Raw genomic sequence first — 17,084 nt, 5'->3', positions numbered from 1 at the left:
CTCCGCGCGGCGATCGGTAGGCGAAAGGGGGCGAGCGATCGCGGCGAGGACTTTACGCCGCCTTCCGGTGCTGCTGCGTCGGCTCGGCGGGTTTGGCGGCGGGGGGCGCGGCCTTGGGGAGGGTTCGCCCGGCGCTGTCCGCGAGTTTGCGGAGGCGGTCGAACTGCTCCTGGCGGAGGCGGTTCACCTGCACGCGCAGGTCGTGCAGGTAGATGTCGTTGCGGGCAGCCGCGGCGACGCTGTGCAGGATGCCCACGACCGCCGCAAAGGCGATGATCGCGAGCACCACCCAGGCCGGACCCGAGAACTCCTCCATGCGGAAGTCATCGATCGGTGAACCCTGCGGCTTGAGTCCCGGTAGAATCGCCCGTGCATCGCGCGGAACCACGGATCATCGGGGCGGGCTGGGCAGGCTGGATCGCCTGCCTGTCGTGGCTTCTCGGACTCGCGGTCGCGGCGGCGCCGGCCCGTGGGCAGGACGGCGTGCCCACCGGCGCGGACCCGGGCGGCACCAACGCGCCCGCGCCGAGCGTCTTCGGAGACATCTCGATCGACCTCGCCGAGTTCGGCGTGGGGAACCTCTCGCGCCGGGGCGACTGGGCGGGCGTGCGCCTGCGGATCCGGGACAACGGATCCACGCAGCGCCAGGTGCTCATCCGCGTGGCCCTGACCGACCCCGACGGCGATTCGCCTTCGTACGAGATCGAGCGGACGCTGAACCCGGGCGTCGAGCAGTTGGAATGGGTGTACGTGCGGCTGCCGTTCCGCGAGGGCGTGTCGGAGGCGTTCGTCGTGACGGTGCACGAGGCCGAGGAGGACCTCGCCACGAAGGGATTCCGCGCCGGCACGCTGCTGGCGCGAACGGTGCTGCAGCCGGGCGTGAGCGGCAAGCCTGTGCTCGACCCGCGCGTGGGCGTCATGGGGCTGGTGGGTTCGAACCCGCTGGGCCTGGGCGTGTACAACGCGGAGGCGGACCAGGGTTCGGCGTACCACCCCCGCGGGCACGAGCGGATCGAACTGGCGCTGGTCGATTCCCCGTCGCGCCTGCCCGATCGCTGGATGGGGTTCGCCAGCCTGGACGCGCTCGTGTGGGGCAAGGGCGACCCGGCTGAGGTCCGGGGCGAACGCGCCCGCGCGGTGCGCGACTGGGTGACGCGGGGCGGGCACCTGGTGATCGTGCTCCCGCAGGTCGGCCAGACATGGACCAACGCGCAGAGCAACGACCTGCACGACATCATGCCGCTGGTGGCGGTGCAGCGCAACGAGAACGTCGATCTCGCGCCGTACCGCCCGCTGGTCAACGTGCGGCTGAACACGGGCGTGAACTGGCCCCGGTCGGGCGTGGTGCACACGTTCCGCCGGCTCGAGGACGCGCGCCTGAACGACGCGATGGAGATTCTCAACGGGCCCGACGGGCGGTGCGTGGCGGTGCGCCGGCTGGTGGGCGCGGGGGCCGTCACGCTGGTCGGGCTTGATCTCAACCAGACGTCGCTGTCGCAGGGCGGGCTGATCGACGCGGAGGTGTTCTGGCATCGGATTCTGGGCAAGCGCGGACGCCTGAAGGAAGAACTGCGCGATACCACGACGAGCGGCCCGGCGCCGCTGGCGCTGTCTCGCCAGCCCTGGGCGTACGACCAGGACATCGAGCGGCTCATCGCGCTGCGCGGGCGGGCGGCGGTGGGCGTGCTGGCGGGGTTCGTGGTGTTCGTGACGTACTGGCTCGTCGCGGGCCCGCTGGGCTTCGCCGCGCTGCGGGCCCGCGGGCACCAGCGTCACGCGTGGCTCGCGTTCCTCGGGGTCGGGCTGGCGTTCACGGGCCTGGCGTGGGGCGGGGCGACGCTGCTGCGGCCGGGGCGCGTGGAAGGGCGCCACGTGACGCTGCTGGACCACGTCTACGGGCAGCCGGTGCAGCGCGCGCGGATGTGGGCCAGCGTGCTCGTGCCCTGGTACGGGCAGGCGACCTTCGCCGTGCCCGGCGGGGTCGATGACGGGCGCAGCCTGACGGCGATTGCGCCGTGGGACGGGCCCGGCGACGAGACGTCATGGTCGGGGTTCACGGATCTTCGGTCGTACGTCATCCGCACGCGCAAGATGGACGAGGTGACGGTCCCGTCGCGTTCGACCTCGAAGCAGGTGCAGGTCGATTGGGCGGGCGGGCCGCGCTGGGAGATGCCGATCCCGGTGAGCGCCGACGGCGGGCCGGGGGTGCTCACGCTCGTGCCGGGCAGCGGGCCCGGGAGCGATCGCCCGGTGCTCGACGGGACGCTGGTGCACAAGTTGCCGGGCCCGTTGACGGACGTCACGCTGATCGTGGTGCGCGGGCAGGTGACGCTCCCGCGTCCCGTGTCGGGCAGCGGCGCGGTGCAGTCGGCCGTGCTGGCCTCGGCGTACGCGTACTCGGTGCGCGACTGGCCCGCGAACACGCCGCTGGACGTCGGGCTGCTCACCACGCCCCGCCAACGCCGCGAGGACGGCGGGAGCGAGGGGGCGCTGCTCGAGTCGTACCTCCGCGGGCTGCGGCCCTCCTTCTACGGGCAGCAGAGCTTCACCATGGTGCAGGAACGAGCGACGGACGTGGCGCGGGCGCCCGAACGCCTGACGGCGCTGGCGCTCTTCCCGCTGCTCCCGCCCCCGGAACTCGACAGCAACATGGCCCAGGACTACATCGCCGAGCGGCGCGCCACGCACGGCTGGGACCTGGCCCGCTGGTTCACGCAGCCCTGTGTCATCGTCATCGGGCACCTGGGTGGGGACGGAGACGGCCTCGCGCCGCCGGTGCCCCTGACCGTCAACGGGGAAGAAGCCCCGGTGCTGGGGCGGACGGTCGTCCGCTGGGTGTATCCTCTGCCTCCCTCGCCTCCGGGGTTTGCGGGGTCGGTGGAGGACGCGCCGGACGCAGGGCCGACGGCCCCACCCGTGGAATCGCCCGCCGACCCGCGCTGAGGCGTGCGGCCGGGCCGGAGACCTTGATCGTGCCGATGATCGAGACGATCAACCTGACGAAGCGATACGCGGAGCTTGTCGCGCTCAACAACCTCAACCTGACGATCAACGAGGGCGATTGCTTCGGGTTCATCGGCCCCAACGGGGCCGGCAAGACGACGACGATCAAGATCCTCGCGACGCTCCTCAAGCCCAGCAGCGGGCAGGCGAGCATCGCCGGGCTCACCATCGGCTATCAGAACCGCCAGATCCGCCCGCTCATCGGCTACGTGCCCGACTTCATGGGCGCGTACGAGGACATGGTCGTCACCGAGTACCTCGAGTTCTTCGCGGCGGCGTACGGCATCCACGGGCAGCAGCGGCGCAAGGTCGTCGCGGACGTCCTCGAACTGACCGACCTCACGTACAAGGCCACGGCCGAGGTGAACTCGCTCTCGCGCGGCATGCAGCAGCGCCTGAGCGTCGCGCGTGTGCTCCTGCACGACCCCAAGGTGCTGCTCATGGACGAGCCGGCCAGCGGGCTGGACCCCCGCGCCCGCATCGAGATGCGCGAGCTGCTCAAGGAACTGCGCCGGATGGGCAAGACCATCCTCATCTCGAGCCACATCCTGCCGGAGCTGGCCGAGCTGTGCAACGTCGTGGGCATCATCGAGCGCGGGCAGTTGCTCTTCAACGGCACGGTCGACGAGATCCTCCGGCGCGCCAAGCTCGGGCACGTGCTGCACGTGGGCGTCACCGAGCGCGTCGAGCAGGCGGCCCAGTTGCTCGCCAAGATCCAGGGCGTCAAGAAGGTCACCGTCGCGCCCGACGATCCGACCACCGTCAACGGGCGGGGCGGACGCGTCCTGCACCTGCAGTTCGACGACTCGCCCGGGCACGCCTTCAGCGACATCCCCAGCGTGCTGGTCAACAACGGCTTCCGCGTCACCAAGTTCGCCGAGGAGCCGGTCAACCTCGAGACGGCGTTCATGCGCCTGACCAAGGGGCTGGTGCAGTAAGGCGATGAGAATCCTGCCGGCAGATCGCCGCACGACGCTGAGCTCACGAGGAGCGCGTGAGACGTCGCACGTGGTGATCGCAACACCGATGACCGTCGTTCCCGCGCGGGTGGCTCTTCGGTTCGGACCGCGCGAGGCGTGAAGGTGCGAAGCGCCGCACGGCCAGGGTGTCGGGAAGTGCTCGGGGGAGTCCGGGCCCGATAATCGCCTCGACGGCGCGCGACTGCCGGCCTCGCGGGACGCGCGCACCCTGGGCGCGCGTCGGCGTGTTCTCGGGCCCGGCATTGTTCGCCGAGCGCGAAGAAGCGGTCGAGCGGGACCGGCGGACATTGCCATGCCGACGCCCTTCGGTAGACTCCTCCCTTCGTGCGAGGTCGCAGGCCGAGGGAGTGAGCAATGAACATGTGGTCTACCGCGTCCGTCGTCTTCGTCGTCGGTCTGGCCGGGCATGCCTCGGCTTCGATCACCCCCATCAACTGGTGGACGTTCGACGAGGTCGGGTCGTCCGTGGCGCTGGACAGCGCCGGCACCGCCCCGGGCGCCCTCGCTGGCGCGAGCGCGATGATCGCTGGCGGCGTCGCGGGTGGCGCTCTGGACGTGCGTTCCGGAGGCTGGGCAAACATGGGAGACGTGCTGCCGCTGACGGGCACGAACTTCAGCATGTCGGTCTGGATTCAGACGACCGTGGCAGACGGCACGTCGACGGCCATCGTCACTCGCCACAACACCGGCACGTTCAACGGGCACATGATGCGTCTCAACCAGGACGGCGCCGGCTACGGCCTGCCGGGGCGGGCGAGCTATTATCAGTCGAACTCGCCCGCGCAGACCGCGGTCGGAACCTCGACCGTGACCGACGGCGCCTGGCATCACCTGCTCGCCACGTACGACATCAGCGGCAACCTCTCTCTCTACGTGGACGGCCTTCTCGAGGCCAGCATCGGCTCCACGCCGATCCTCGGCAACGATGCGCCGTTTGTCGTCGGCGGCGCGTTCTTCACACCGAGCGGTGCGATCGTCAACACCTTCAACGGCCTTGTCGACGATCTCCAGGTCTATGACCGCGTGCTCGCGGCAGACGAGATCGTGTTCCTTGCGCAGAACCCGGGCAGCGCCGTCCCGGCCCCGGGCATCACCGGGACCGTGCTCGTCGCGGGGCTTCTGGCGTCGCGCCGTCGGCGCTCCTGAGCCGCGCCGACGCAGCACGCGTCCGTTCGCGTCGCCCGCCCGCGGAATGACAGCTTTGACCCTCCGGGCCCGCCTTGGCCAAAAGGCCTTGGCGGTGTGGTCGCTGCGCCGGCGCGAGGGAAGCAGACGGGTCCCCCGGGTGCCCCAGGGCTGCTCCTGCGCAGAACTCCGATCCTGCGGATAAAGTCATCGCAACCTGGAGATCCGTTTCATGAACACGCAGTCGGGTGTGTCGGTGACCGTGCCGGTGGGTGTCCTTTCGATGGTTGTGTTCTCGATCTTCGCCGGGTGCGCCGCGCAGCGAGCCAGCGGCCCGGTGACGATCGCCCCCGGCGCGGTCGGCGAGCCCCCGCCCCCGACGCGGGTCGAGCCCGTGACGGACACGGTGCACGGCGTGCAGCTCACCGACAACTTCCGCTGGCTCGAGGGGAACAACTCCAACCCCGCCGCCATGGGCACGATGACCGACGAGGTCGCGGCGTGGACCGACGCGCAGAACGCCTACACGCGGGCCTTCCTCGACGGGCTGCCCGGGCGCGAGGCGATCGAGGCGGAACTTCGCCCGCTGATGGAAGTGGGGTCGGTCTCGGCCCCCGGCATGCGCGGCAACCGCTACTTCTACGCCAAGCGCGAGGGGAATCAGAACCAGCCGGTGTTCTACTGGCGCGAGGGGTACAAGGGCGAGCCGCGCGTGCTCGTGGATCCCGCGCAGCTCGACGCGACCGGCCTCACCACCGTGACGTACGTCATCCCGAGCCACGACGGGCGTCTGGCGGCCGTGGGGACCTACCGCTCGGGCGATGAGAACACGACGGTCTCGCTGATGGACGTGGACACCGGGCGGATGCTCGGGGACGTCATCCCGGGCAAGGTGTCGGGCGTCGATTGGCTGCCGGACGGCTCGGGGTTTGTCTACCGCAACCTCAAGGACATCGCGAATCCGTACTCCGGGCAGATCATGTTCCACCAGGTCGGCTCGCCGGTGTCGAGCGATCGCCTGATCTTCCGGCAGTACCTGCCGGAAGAGGACCAGAAGCTGGCGACGACGTACGGGCCGTACTCGTCGCTGAGCGACGACGGTCGCTGGCTGTCGATCAGCTACGCCACGGACACGCGGAACAACGACCTGTGGGTGGTGGATTTCCCGCGCTGGATGCGGACGGGCGAGCTGTTCGCCGAGTTCCTGAGCGTGGGTGATCAGGCGCAGAGCAACGGCGTGGCGGTGGGCGACACGTACTACATGTTCACGACGATCGACGCGCCCAACGGGCGGATCGTGAAGGTCGACCTGAACAACTCCGATCGCGCGAACTGGCGCACGCTGGTGCCGACGCGCGACGACGCGGTGATCCAGGGCTTCGACGTCGCGGGCAACGTGCTGGCGGTGACGTACCTCAAGAACGCGTCGAGCACGATCGAGCTGTTCGATCTCGACGGCGGGTCGAAGGGCAGCCTGCGTCTGCCGGGCATCGGCTCGGCGGGGCTCTCGACCCACCTCGACCGCACCGAGGCGTTCCTGTCGTTCACGAGCTTCAACTACCCGAGCACGGTCTTCCGCGTCGACCTGGCCAGCCCGAACGCCGCCCCGGAGCTGTGGGAGCGCCCCGCCGTGCCGGTGGACCCGGAGTCGGTGCGCGTGGAGCAGGTGTGGTACCCGTCGAAGGACGGGACCAAGGTCAGCATGTTCATCATCTCGAAGAAGGGGACGAAGCGCAACGCCGACAACCCGACGATCCTGTACGGCTACGGCGGGTTCAACGTGTCGATCACGCCGTCGTTCTCGGCCAGCCTGTTCCAGTGGCTGAACGCGGGCGGGGTGTACGCCGTCGCCAACCTGCGGGGCGGGGGCGAGTACGGCGAGAAGTGGCACCACGCCGGGCGCCTGGAGAACAAGCAGAACGTGTTCGACGACTTCGCGTCCGCCGCGGAGTACCTGATCCGCGAGAACTACACGCGCCCCGAGCGCCTGGCGATCCGCGGGGGCTCCAACGGCGGGCTGCTGACCGGCACGCTCGTCACGCAGCGTCCCGAGCTGTTCGCCGCGGCCCTGGTGTACGTGCCCCTGCTCGACATGATCCGGTTCCAGGACTTCCTGATGGCGAAGTACTGGGTGCCCGAGTACGGGAGCGCGGCGGACCCGACGCAGTTCGAGTACATCCTGAAGTACTCGCCCTACCAGAACATCCGCCCGGGGATCAAGTACCCGGCGGTGCTGGTGACGGCGGGCGAGAACGACGCGCGCGTGCACCCGATGCACGCGCGCAAGTACGCCGCCGCGCTGCGGGCGGCGACCGCCAGCGACCCGATCGAGCGTCCCGTGCTGCTGTGGGTCGACCGCGAGGCCGGGCACGGGCAGGGCAAGCCGCTGAACCTGCGGATCCGCGAGGTCGCGGACGAGCGCATCTTCCTGATGCGTCAGTTGGGGATGCTCACGGGGAACGGACGCTGAGCGCCTAGCCCAGCAGCGAGAGGGCGCTCTGCGGCGCCTGGTTCGCCAGCGAGAGGACGTTGATCGTCGAACTCACGAGGATCTGCGATCGCGTGAGCGTGGCGGTCTCGGTGGCGAAATCGGCGTCGCGGATGACGGACTGCGCGGCGGCGGTGTTCTCGGACACCGAGTTCAGGCTGCGCACCGTCGCGCCCAGCACGTTGCGCTGGAAGTTGCCCAGGCGCCCGCGGAGGTCGGAGACCTGGCGGATCGACGTCGAGATGACCTTCTGCGCCGCGACCAGGTCGCCGTCGACGCCGTTGCGCGGGGCGCCGGAGGCCAGCGAGTTCAGGTAGCCGACCGACGAGTTGCCCAGCGAGTTGACGCCGACATCGGGGATCGAGATCGACACGCGCCCGCCGATGTCGACGCGGCTGGCGATCTGGAACTGCGCGCCCCCGCCCGCGATGGTGAACGATGGGCCGCTCCCCCCGACCGAGCCCAGCGCCTGCGCCGTCGAGGCGTTGAGCTCGACGTCGAGGTCGAGCGTGTCGGACCGGACGGAGACGCTCTTGCCACGGGCCGTCGCCTGGATCCCGTTGACGGTGGCGCGGATGTCCTGGCCGGCGTCGCGGACGGCGTTGGTGGCGTTGGTGAAGGTGCTGGCGATGGTGGTGTTGTTCGAGTTGAACGCCGACGCGAGGCGGTTGTAGATGCCGCGCGCGGGCGTGCCCGAGTCGCCGTTGCTGGTGCTGTTGATGCCCCCGGCGTTCACGACGCGGACCGAGACGAACTCGTTCGACCCGTACTCCTTGGACCGCAGCAGCACCCCCGTGCCCGAGACGACGGCCTCGACGCCCGTGACGTCGGTGAACGTGTTGATCGTGTCGCGGATGCGTGCCAGGCTGGTGCCCGAACTGAACGAGAGTTCGCGCGAGCCCAGGCTGCCGGCGACGTCGAGCACGAGCGCGCTGCCCGCGCTCAGGTCCAGCCCCGATCCGCCGGCGGATAGGAAGAGGCCCCCCTGCTGCGCGGACGCCGTCACCAGCATGTTCACGTCGAGGCTCGCCCCGTCGTAGCGGGCCCCGCCCACGCGCACGTCGGCGATCCCGCCGGCGATCGAGGTGAGCTGGAAGTCGAAGTTGCCGTTCAGGAGCTTGATGCCCTGGAAGTTCGTGCTCGACGCGAGGCGGTCGATCGTCTGGAGGATCGAATCGATCTGGAGCTGCCCGGCGTTGCGTTCCTCGTCGGACAGCCCGGCCCGCGAGGCCAGCGACGCCACGACCCCCTGCACCTCGATCAGCAGCGACGAAATCTCCTGCAGCCCGCCCTCGGCGATGTTCACCATCTGGTCAGCGCGGTCGATGTTCCGGATCGCCTCGTTGATCCCGCGCTGCTCGACGCGCAGGCTCTCGGACGCGATCAGCCCGGCGGGATCGTCCACGCCGCGGTTGATCCGCAGCCCGGTGCTCAGCCGCTCGAGCGACGTGTTCAGCGCCCGGTTGTTCGTCCCGAGCACACGCTGCGCCAGCAGCGACTGCACGTTCGTGTTGATGCGTCCCATATCGGCCTCACGACTTCGGGGAGGATTCGGTCACCCGGCCCGACTATCGGGGCTCCACGTCTGACGGTTGACACGGCGGTGCGGCGCAGACCAGTCATTCCGGCCAGGCCGATCGTCCTGCGCCGGGTGCGCCGCGTGTGCGGGCAGGGGCGAGAACTACACTCTCCCCGGTTCAGGAGGTCCGCGCGCATGCCTCTGTACGAGTACGTCCACACCGAGCCCGGCAAGCCGCCCGTCGTCATCGAGCTGCTCCGCAGCGTCGCCCAGGCCGACGATCCGGTCCCCGATCCCGAGGGGCGCGGACGCGTGTTCACGCGTCGGCTGTCCGTGTTCGCCGCGGCCGGGGGCTCGCACGTCCACACCTCGTCGTGCGCGTGCGGGAAGGCGCCCGGCTCGTGCGGGCGCGGGTGAGCGAACGAGTCGCTGCTCAGCCCTTTGACGCGATCACCGCGCGGCGAGACATGTCGGAGACCCAGGTCCCGCCGGGCGCCTCGATCGTGACGGCGAACGCCGCCGCCCCTTGCACGGCGATGCCCGGCGTGATCGGCACGACCTGCGGCCCGCCCGCGCCGTCGAAGACCCCGCCGCTGATGCGTTGTCCCATGCCGCGGGAATCGACGATCCAGAGCTGGTACTGCGCGCCCGGAAGCGGGGGTAGGCGGTCGAAGATCATGTAGCCGCGCTGGAGCGACTCGCTCCAAACGACCCGCCCCGTGGCGGCGGGGCATTCGGAAGTCACCTCGCCGTCGGACCAGGGGCTCCAGGGCAGCGTGATGGCGTCGGACGCGCTCGCGAGCTGCGCCACGATGTCGGGCGAGGGTGCCGCGGGGGTCATCGCGGGCCGCGTAAGCCACGCCACGGATGCGATGACGATCGCCGCCGCCGCGACCCACGGGAACAACTTGAGCGTGCGGGCGGTGTCGGGCGCCCGCGCGGGCGTGGGGAACGGGATGGGACCCGGGCGCACCGCGGCGCAGTACGCGTCGCCCTTGGCGATCAGGCGTGCCAGCACGTCCGGCGGCATGCCGACCATGTCGTCGCGCCGCAGGTACGCCAGTTCGAGCGACGCCGCGGCGAGGTCGAGGTCGTCGGGCGGGGGGCGCAGCCCGAGCCGGCGGCAGTGCCCATCCAGCTCGGCCTGTTCGGCTGGCGAGAGGCCCGCCCCGGCGCGCTCGGCGAGGAGGTCTTGCACGCGCTCATCGGATGGAATCCGCGAGGCGTTCATGCGCTCGCCCCCCCGGGCGGCGGCTCCACGCCCAACATCTCGCGAAGGCGCATCAGCCCGCGCCGGGCGTGCGTCTTCACCGTGCCCAGCGGGAGCCCGGTCGTGCGCGAGATCAACTCGTGCGAGAGCCCTTCGTACACAGATAGACGAAGCACGCGTTGCTGCTCCGGGCTCAGGCTCTCGAGCGCCCGGGCGGCGGTGGCGGCCTCTTCCCCCAGTTCGGGCAGCGGCGCGGGGCGTGCTTCGATCGACGGTTCATCGCCGATCGCCTGCGTCGCCGGACGCCTTCCGGCGCGCCGGCGCCGGTCGATGAGGCGGCGACGCGCGATCGTGGCGATGAACGCCGTCTCCGACGCGATGGTCGGGTCGTACCGAGAACCACTCCGCCAGATCTCGGCGAAGATCTCCTGGACGGCCTCTTCGATGTCAGACTCGGGGATGCCCGCGCGACGCGCGAGCGTCCACACGAGCCCGCCGTACCGCGAGATGCACTCGCGGACGGCCTGGTTATCGCCCTCGCACACTCGATGGAGAAGAAGGTCCGGCACGGGTGATGCCCGGCGCGGCGCGGCGCGGTTCATGCGCGGCGCCGTGGGGCGGACCGGATGATACTCCCCGATTCCCCACCTCGTCGCACGCGTGTCGCGCATTGTCGCTTCCGCAGTGCCCACCCGCCCTCCACACCCGGCGTCCGCCGGGGCTCGACCCCCGCAAAGACACCCGGTGCGCGGCAGCGCACCGGGTGCGGATGAACGCTGTTTACTTCGGCAGGAGCACCGTGTCGATGACGTGGATCACCCCGTTCGAGGCGTCGATGTCCGTCGCGGTGACGGTCGCGCCGCTCACAGTGACCTTGCCGCCCGCCGACTTGCTGACCAGCTCGGGGCCCGCCAGCGTCGAGCCGGTCCAGCCCTTGGCGACCTCGGGCGAGAAGACGCGGCCCTGCACAACGTGGTACGTCAGGATCTTCTTGAGCGTCTCGGCGCTCTCCGGCTTGGCCAGCTCAGCGAGCTTGGCCGGGCCGAGCTTGGCGAAGGCCTCGTCCGTGGGGGCGAAGACCGTGAAGGGCCCGGCGCCGTTCAGGGCGCCCACCAGCCCGGTCTTCTCCAGCAGCGACGCGAGCGTCTTGAAGTTGCCGTTCTTGACCGCCGTCTGCACGACCGTGTCGGTCGAGGGCATGATCACCGTGTCGATCACGTGGATGACGCCGTTGGTCGCGCCCACGTCGGCGGCGGTGACCGTCGCCCCGTCGACGGTGACCTTCCCGTCCTTGGCCACCAGGTCCACGCGCTGCCCGTTCACCGTGCCGGCGGCGCCGGTCTTGACGTCCTTGGCCATGACCTTGCCCGGCACCACGTGGTACGTGAGGATCGAGGTCAGCAGCGCTTTGTTCTCCGGCTTCAGCAGCGACTCACGCGTCGCGGCGGGGATCTTCGCGAACGCCTCGTCGGTCGGGGCGAACACGGTGAACGGGCCCGGGCCCTTCAGCGTGTCGACCAGGCCCGCCGCCTTCACGAGGGCCACGAGCGTGTTGAACTTCCCGGCGCCGACCGCCGTGTCCACGATGTCCCCCGCCTGCTCGTGCGAGGCCATCACGATGTTCGCCCCGGGGGCCTCCGCCGTCGAACCCCCGCACTGCGCGAACGCCAGCGAGGGAAGGGCGACGAGAGAAAACGCGATTCCGCACACGTTCACACGGTTCATGCTGCACCTTTCCGGATAGGCGGGGCATCCGGGCGCGGACGCCTCCCGCCGTGGTCTTCGGGGTTTCGTCGCGGCGACGCGCCGCGGCCCCCGACGCCGAGCATTTCGAGCACCCCTCCCGCCCGGATTCAATCGGCGACGTCACCGCCAAATACAACACCCCGGGCGTCAGAGCCCCGGGGTGCTGAATGAACCGTGTCGTATCCGCCGGCGATTGGTCGTTCCGACGGTGATTACCGCAGGATCACGACCTCGACGCGCCGGCTGGCGGCCTTGGTCGCCTTCGGGCTCGCCGAGCCCATGCCCACCGACGAGATCCGCGAACTCGACACGCCCTTGCGGATCAGGTAATCCCGCACCGCGTCGGCCCGCGCCTGGCTCAGCGCCTCGTTCGAACCCCACTTGCTCTTGCGGATCGGGTCGGTGTCCGTGTACCCCTCGACGCGAACATCCGCATCCCCGTACTGACGCTGGATGTCCGCCGCGATCCGGTCCAGCTGGCTCCGCGCCGACGACTTGATCGTCACCTGCCCGGAATCAAACAGCACGTCGCCGCTGATCGTCGCGCGTCCGCTGCGGTCGAACGACCCGCCCCCGTCGCTCGTGCGCGACGAGCGCCCCGACGCGGGGCGTTCCCACCCCGTGTCGACCGGCGGCGGCGCCGCCGTCGCGGCGGCCAGGCGACCCTCCAGGTCCGCGATCCGCGTGTTGCGCTCGCCGAGCTGCGCTTCCAGGGCCGCGTTCTTCTCCCGGAGTTCCGCGGCCTCCTGCTGCGCAAGCTCGATCTGCTTGCCCGACTTGTTGCACCCACCGAGCAGCACGGCGCCACCCAGCAGCAGCAGCGACGTCACGATCCCTCCGCGCCGAATCATGTTCGATCCTTCCATTTTCTGGTGGCCCCGCCGCGCCTCCGGCTCCCGCGCCGGCCGCCGCGTGCGACTTCGTCCGGGCGAACCCCGCCGCCTCGGACGCGCGAAGGGTATCGACGATCCGTGCGCGCCCGGCGTAAAAACGGCGCGCAATTGACAACGTTCCGCCCGCTCACTCGCCACGCCTCCCCGCTACGGGATCGTCAGCGCCGGCCTTGCCGGCGACAGCAGCGCCACCGCCTGGCTGACCCACGGCTTCGCGAACCAGATCAGCACGGTCGCGATGGCCAGGTACGGCCCGAACGGCATGTGCCGCTGGAACACGCCGGAGAACACCCGCCCCAGGATCGCCCACGCCAGCCCGACGAACGCCGCCCCGAACAGCCCCAGCACCGAGTCGATCCACCCGACGCACGCGCCGACCGCCGCCATCAGGTGCACGTCGCCCAGCCCCATCGCCTCTTTCCCGAACGCCAGGCTGCCGAACAGGCGCATCGCCCACACCGCCCCGCCCCCGACGAGGTACCCCAGGCACACCCCGGCGAGCACCGTCACCCACAGCGGCGCCTGCACGCTCGGACGCTCCACGAACTCCACCGGGTCGAACGCCCAGGGGCCCGCCAGCCGGTACGCCAGCAGCGACCCGGCCAACGCCAGCGCGACGATCGGTCCCAGGAAGACCAACTCGCGGATCATCTCACGGCGCGCGTGCGGGTAGCGGGTCCACATCTCCGGGCTGTCGGCCGGCACGGGCTCGCCGCCGGTCGGCGCCCCATCCGGGCCCGGCGCCGGCACGCCGGCGTCCGGTGTCGCCCCGGCGCCCTCCGCCGCCGCCGCCTTGCCCTCGGCCTCGGCGGCTTTCACCCAGTCGTCGTAGTCCGCGAACGACCGCTTGATCACGCCCGTAGCGAGCAGCACGTTCGACACCACGACCCCGATCGCCCCGCCGAACGCCGCCCCGATCAGCCGCCAGCTCTCGGCGGACGGCGTGGGGATCGTCCATGTCCAGCCGGGCGAGGTTCGCGGGAGCGTGCCCCGCCCGCCGTACTCGATCCACAGCGCGTGCCCGCCATGGGCCAGCAATCCCAGCACCACGGGAAACACCATGAGCGACATGGGGATGTGAAAGGTCCGGGCGTCGATCAGCGTCACCGCGATCAGGCACGAGAACAGCCCGACGACGACGACGAAACTCGGCCACGTCGCGACGAACCCCGAATCGCCCCATGTCGGCCCCAGCACCCCGACCGGCACGCCCAGGAACCGCCCCTGCTCGGCGTACAACGCCAGGAACACGAGCATCCACAGGCACGCCGTGAACGTCTCGACGATCGGGTACTCGGGCGAGATGGGCGAGCGGCAGAAGCGGCACTTCCCGCGCAGCATCAGCCAGCCGAAGATCGGGATGTTCTCGCGCCACGTCAGCTTGGTCTCGCAGTTGGGGCAGCGGGACGTCGGAGCGACCACGTCGAGCCCCAGCGGCAGGCGGTACACCAGCACGTTGACGAGCGACCCCACGCAGGCCCCGAACGCGCCCACCCACAACGCCGTCACGATCGGCGCCACCCACAAGATCCACTCCGAAGCCCCCAGCGTCGCGTGGGTCATGCCCCGCCCTCGGCGCCCGGCGCGGGCGGGCTGTCGAGGCCGGCCGCCTCGCGCGACACCTGCTCGACCCGCTGCTCGGCCCGCGCCAGGATCTCGCGGCATCGCTGCCCCAGCGCCACGCCCTCCTCGTACAGGCGGATGGACTCTTCCAGCCCGGCCTCGCCGGATTCGATACGGCGCACGATGTCCTCCAGGCGAGCGATCGCCTGTTCGTACGTGGGCGCGGGGGCGCCGCTGCCCTCGGGCTCTGACGCCGCGCCCGGACCGGATTTCTTCGGGGGTGCCACGACGCGCCCAGCGTAGCGCCCGCCTACGGCGCGGGATCGGACAGGGGGGCGCTCTCGAACAGCCCGGGGCCGTCTGTCGGAGACGCCTTTCGCCCGCGACGCGAACGCCGGGGCGCGGCGGGCGCCGGCGCCATCGGCGGCGGGGCCGACGCGTCCAGCACCACCGACCGCACCACGCCCTGCGCCACCCGGGTGAGCAGCGGGGCGCCCATCTGCACGTCCGACGGCGCCCGCACCACGCGCCCGTCGCCGGTCATGGTCACGGAGTACCCGCGCTCCAGCACGCGGAGCGGGCCGACGCCCTCCAGGTGCCGGCTCGTGCGGTCGAGCGTGTCGGCGGCGCGCTCGAGCCGGCGGTCGATCGCGTCCTCGAGCAGGCCCAGCGTGCGCTCGCAGTTCGCCCGGGCGAGCGCCTCGCGGGCGGCCCCGCCGAGCGCACGCAGGGCGGCGTCGACGCGGGCGAGCGCCCGGGCCTGGGTCGCCGCGGGGGAACGGCGGGCGAGGCGGGCGCCCAGATCATCGAGGCGCGCCGCCCGGCGCAGCAGCCCCGCGCGGGCTCCGGTGCCGAGCGACTGCGCCGCGTGGCGCACGCGCGTCCGCTCGTTGGAGAGCACGCGCCCCGCGAGCAGCGTCAGGCGCGAAGAGATCGCCCGCACCTCGCGCCCGAGCGCCCCCGCGTCGGGCGTCAGGCGCATCGCCGCCTGCGTGGGCGTGGCGGCGCGCTCGTCGGCGACGAGTTCGGCGAGCGTCGTGTCGGTCTCGTGCCCGATCGCCGCGACAACCGGGATCGGGCACTTCACGATCGCGTCCGCGACCACGCGCTCGTTGAACGCCCAGAGGTCATCCGGCGAGCCCCCGCCCCGCGTCACCAGCAGGGCATCGAGCCCGAGTCGCACCGCCTCGCGTCCGAGGTAATCGATCGCGCGGGCCGCCTCTGGCGCCGCCCGCTCGCCCTGCACCCGGATGTCGAGCACCAGCACCTCGACGCCCGCGCACCGCCGGCGCATGGTGACGAGCACGTCCTGCAAGGCGGCCCCGGTCGCGCTGGTCACGATGCCCACCCGCCGCGGCATGATCGGCAGCGCGCGCTTGCGGGATGGGTCGAGCCAGCCCAGCGCGCGGGCCTCGTCCACGAGCGCCCGGAAGGCCACCTCGCGGGCGCCCGCGCCGACGGGCTCCAACTTCTCGACCAGCAGCGTGACCTTGCCCGCGGGGGCGTAGAAGTCCACCCGGCCTGTCGCGACCACTTGCGTTCCGGTCGCGGGCGTGAAGCCCGCCCGGCGAGACGCCGACGCGAACATCACGCAGTTGATGAGCCCCTCGGCGTCCTTGAGCGCGAAGTACCAGTGCGTGCGATCCGAGAACCCGCTGACCTCGCCCGCGACGCGCACCGAGGCCGGGAAACCGGCGTCGAGCGCGCCCTTCACGCGCGCGCACAACTGCGAGACGGTGAGCGGCGGAGACACGCCCGCCGGCGCCGGCGCGGGCTGCGGCGCGGGCGTTGCGGGCCCCTGCATCTTCGCGGGATCGAACGGCAGTCGGGACACCGCCCGATGCTAGGGCGAGGCTACCGCGCGTCGGCCACGCCGCCCGTGCGCACCACGGTCGTCGCGACGCGCATCGCGCCCAGACGGTGCAGGGCCTTGCGCACCTGCTCGGCGTTCACTTCCATCCGCGAGCGGAAGCGGACCGCGTCTTCCGGCACGGGGATGATGAAGTGCGGGCGGATCTCGCGCGGCTGCGTCACGTGACCCTCGGCGTGCGACAGGTCGTTCACGAACGTCCGCACGCCCCCGGTGTAGCCCTGCTCCTTCAGCCACTGCTGACGGGCGGCCTCGTGCATCGGGAACGACTCGTCGTTCCAGCGCTGCCACGGGCTGATGCCGATCGTCAGTTCGCCGACCCGGGCGTACACCGTCTGGCCGTCGTCGTGCGCGCCGTACGCGGCGGCCCCGGGCGTCTCGCACGTGTCGTGCCCGGCGTGATCGCTCTCCCACACGCGCCCGTTGATCTCCGGCACGATCGGGCACCCGGCGATGTTCCGCGTGCCCTGGTAGCGGTTCAGGTACCCGGGCTGCACGGGCTGCATGGCGTGGACGGCGGCGGCGATGGCGAGCACTTCGAGCATGGCGTTCCCCCGGAGGTGGAGGGGCCCCGACACGCAGCGGCGGCCCCGTACCACCATGACACGCCCTCCACGCGGTGCAAGCCGCACACACGGAATAACCCGCCCCGCGCCGCGCAACTCGCGCGCGGGCGCGGAGTATGGG

At 71.2% G+C, this 17,084-nt stretch carries 15 protein-coding genes; 5 read left to right on the top strand and 10 right to left on the bottom strand.

Translation table 11 applies throughout. The features are described 5' to 3' along the window. Nucleotides 1–52 precede the first annotated feature (52 nt). Nucleotides 53–316 (bottom strand): hypothetical protein, encoded by a 264-nt coding sequence (locus SFY69_11490; GenBank protein ID MDX2132662.1) that lies wholly within the window; start codon nucleotides 314–316, stop codon nucleotides 53–55. Nucleotides 317–369: 53 nt separating this feature from the next. On the opposite strand from SFY69_11490, the gene SFY69_11485 reads away from it, so the two are divergent. The 4 genes from SFY69_11485 (at nucleotide 370) to SFY69_11470 (ending at nucleotide 7,578) form a co-directional block, all read left to right on the top strand. Next, nucleotides 370–2,943 (top strand): hypothetical protein, encoded by a 2,574-nt coding sequence (locus SFY69_11485; GenBank protein MDX2132661.1) that lies wholly within the window; start codon nucleotides 370–372, stop codon nucleotides 2,941–2,943. Nucleotides 2,944–2,978: 35 nt separating this feature from the next. Further along, nucleotides 2,979–3,941: an ABC transporter ATP-binding protein gene (locus SFY69_11480; GenBank protein MDX2132660.1), complete on the top strand. Its 963-nt coding sequence runs from the start codon at nucleotides 2,979–2,981 to the stop codon at nucleotides 3,939–3,941. A gap of 396 nt (nucleotides 3,942–4,337) precedes the next feature. Beyond that, complete coding sequence (locus tag SFY69_11475; protein MDX2132659.1) at nucleotides 4,338–5,129, top strand: LamG domain-containing protein; 792 nt, start codon at nucleotides 4,338–4,340, stop codon at nucleotides 5,127–5,129. A 211-nt stretch (nucleotides 5,130–5,340) separates the two neighbouring features. Further along, the gene (locus tag SFY69_11470) at nucleotides 5,341–7,578 is read left to right on the top strand and encodes a prolyl oligopeptidase family serine peptidase (GenBank protein ID MDX2132658.1); all 2,238 of its coding nucleotides are present in this window, start codon (nucleotides 5,341–5,343) and stop codon (nucleotides 7,576–7,578) included. A gap of 4 nt (nucleotides 7,579–7,582) precedes the next feature. Here SFY69_11470 and SFY69_11465 read toward each other — a convergent pair whose 3' ends face one another. Further along, on the bottom strand, nucleotides 7,583–9,121 hold the full coding sequence (locus SFY69_11465) for a flagellin (GenBank protein ID MDX2132657.1): 1,539 nt from the start codon (nucleotides 9,119–9,121) through the stop codon (nucleotides 7,583–7,585). Between the two features lie 189 nt (nucleotides 9,122–9,310). Between SFY69_11465 and SFY69_11460 the strand changes: the two genes are divergently transcribed. Then, entirely contained in the window at nucleotides 9,311–9,532 is a 222-nt protein-coding gene (locus SFY69_11460; protein MDX2132656.1) for a hypothetical protein, read from the top strand. A gap of 16 nt (nucleotides 9,533–9,548) precedes the next feature. Here the strand turns inward: SFY69_11460 and SFY69_11455 are convergent, their stop codons facing one another. The 8 genes from SFY69_11455 to SFY69_11420 all read right to left on the bottom strand — a co-directional run bounded on the left by SFY69_11455 (nucleotide 9,549) and on the right by SFY69_11420 (nucleotide 16,942). Then, nucleotides 9,549–10,313: an anti-sigma factor gene (locus SFY69_11455; GenBank protein ID MDX2132655.1), complete on the bottom strand. Its 765-nt coding sequence runs from the start codon at nucleotides 10,311–10,313 to the stop codon at nucleotides 9,549–9,551. Between the two features lie 29 nt (nucleotides 10,314–10,342). Next, nucleotides 10,343–10,927: a sigma-70 family RNA polymerase sigma factor gene (locus SFY69_11450; GenBank protein ID MDX2132654.1), complete on the bottom strand. Its 585-nt coding sequence runs from the start codon at nucleotides 10,925–10,927 to the stop codon at nucleotides 10,343–10,345. Between the two features lie 178 nt (nucleotides 10,928–11,105). Continuing rightward, the gene (locus tag SFY69_11445; GenBank protein MDX2132653.1) at nucleotides 11,106–12,050 is read right to left on the bottom strand and encodes a fasciclin domain-containing protein; all 945 of its coding nucleotides are present in this window, start codon (nucleotides 12,048–12,050) and stop codon (nucleotides 11,106–11,108) included. 233 nt (nucleotides 12,051–12,283) lie between these two features. Then, nucleotides 12,284–12,922, bottom strand: coding sequence for an OmpA family protein (locus SFY69_11440; GenBank protein MDX2132652.1), 639 nt, complete (start codon nucleotides 12,920–12,922; stop codon nucleotides 12,284–12,286). A 189-nt stretch (nucleotides 12,923–13,111) separates the two neighbouring features. Continuing rightward, entirely contained in the window at nucleotides 13,112–14,527 is a 1,416-nt protein-coding gene (locus SFY69_11435; protein ID MDX2132651.1) for a prepilin peptidase, read from the bottom strand. Then, nucleotides 14,524–14,814, bottom strand: a complete 291-nt coding sequence (gene xseB / locus SFY69_11430) for an exodeoxyribonuclease VII small subunit (protein ID MDX2132650.1) — start codon at nucleotides 14,812–14,814, stop codon at nucleotides 14,524–14,526. Before xseB ends, SFY69_11435 begins: the two co-directional genes overlap by 4 nt. A 23-nt stretch (nucleotides 14,815–14,837) precedes the next feature. Continuing rightward, nucleotides 14,838–16,361 carry an exodeoxyribonuclease VII large subunit gene (gene xseA, locus SFY69_11425; GenBank protein ID MDX2132649.1) on the bottom strand — a complete coding sequence of 508 codons (1,524 nt, stop codon included), beginning with the start codon at nucleotides 16,359–16,361 and terminating at the stop codon, nucleotides 14,838–14,840. A gap of 20 nt (nucleotides 16,362–16,381) precedes the next feature. Continuing rightward, nucleotides 16,382–16,942: a hypothetical protein gene (locus SFY69_11420; GenBank protein ID MDX2132648.1), complete on the bottom strand. Its 561-nt coding sequence runs from the start codon at nucleotides 16,940–16,942 to the stop codon at nucleotides 16,382–16,384. Between the last annotated feature and the right edge of the window lie 142 nt (nucleotides 16,943–17,084).

It is taken from the genome of Planctomycetota bacterium, assembly GCA_033763975.1.
Lineage (GTDB): Bacteria > Planctomycetota > Phycisphaerae > Phycisphaerales > UBA1924 > RI-211.
This window is presented reverse-complemented; position numbering and strand designations above follow the sequence as displayed.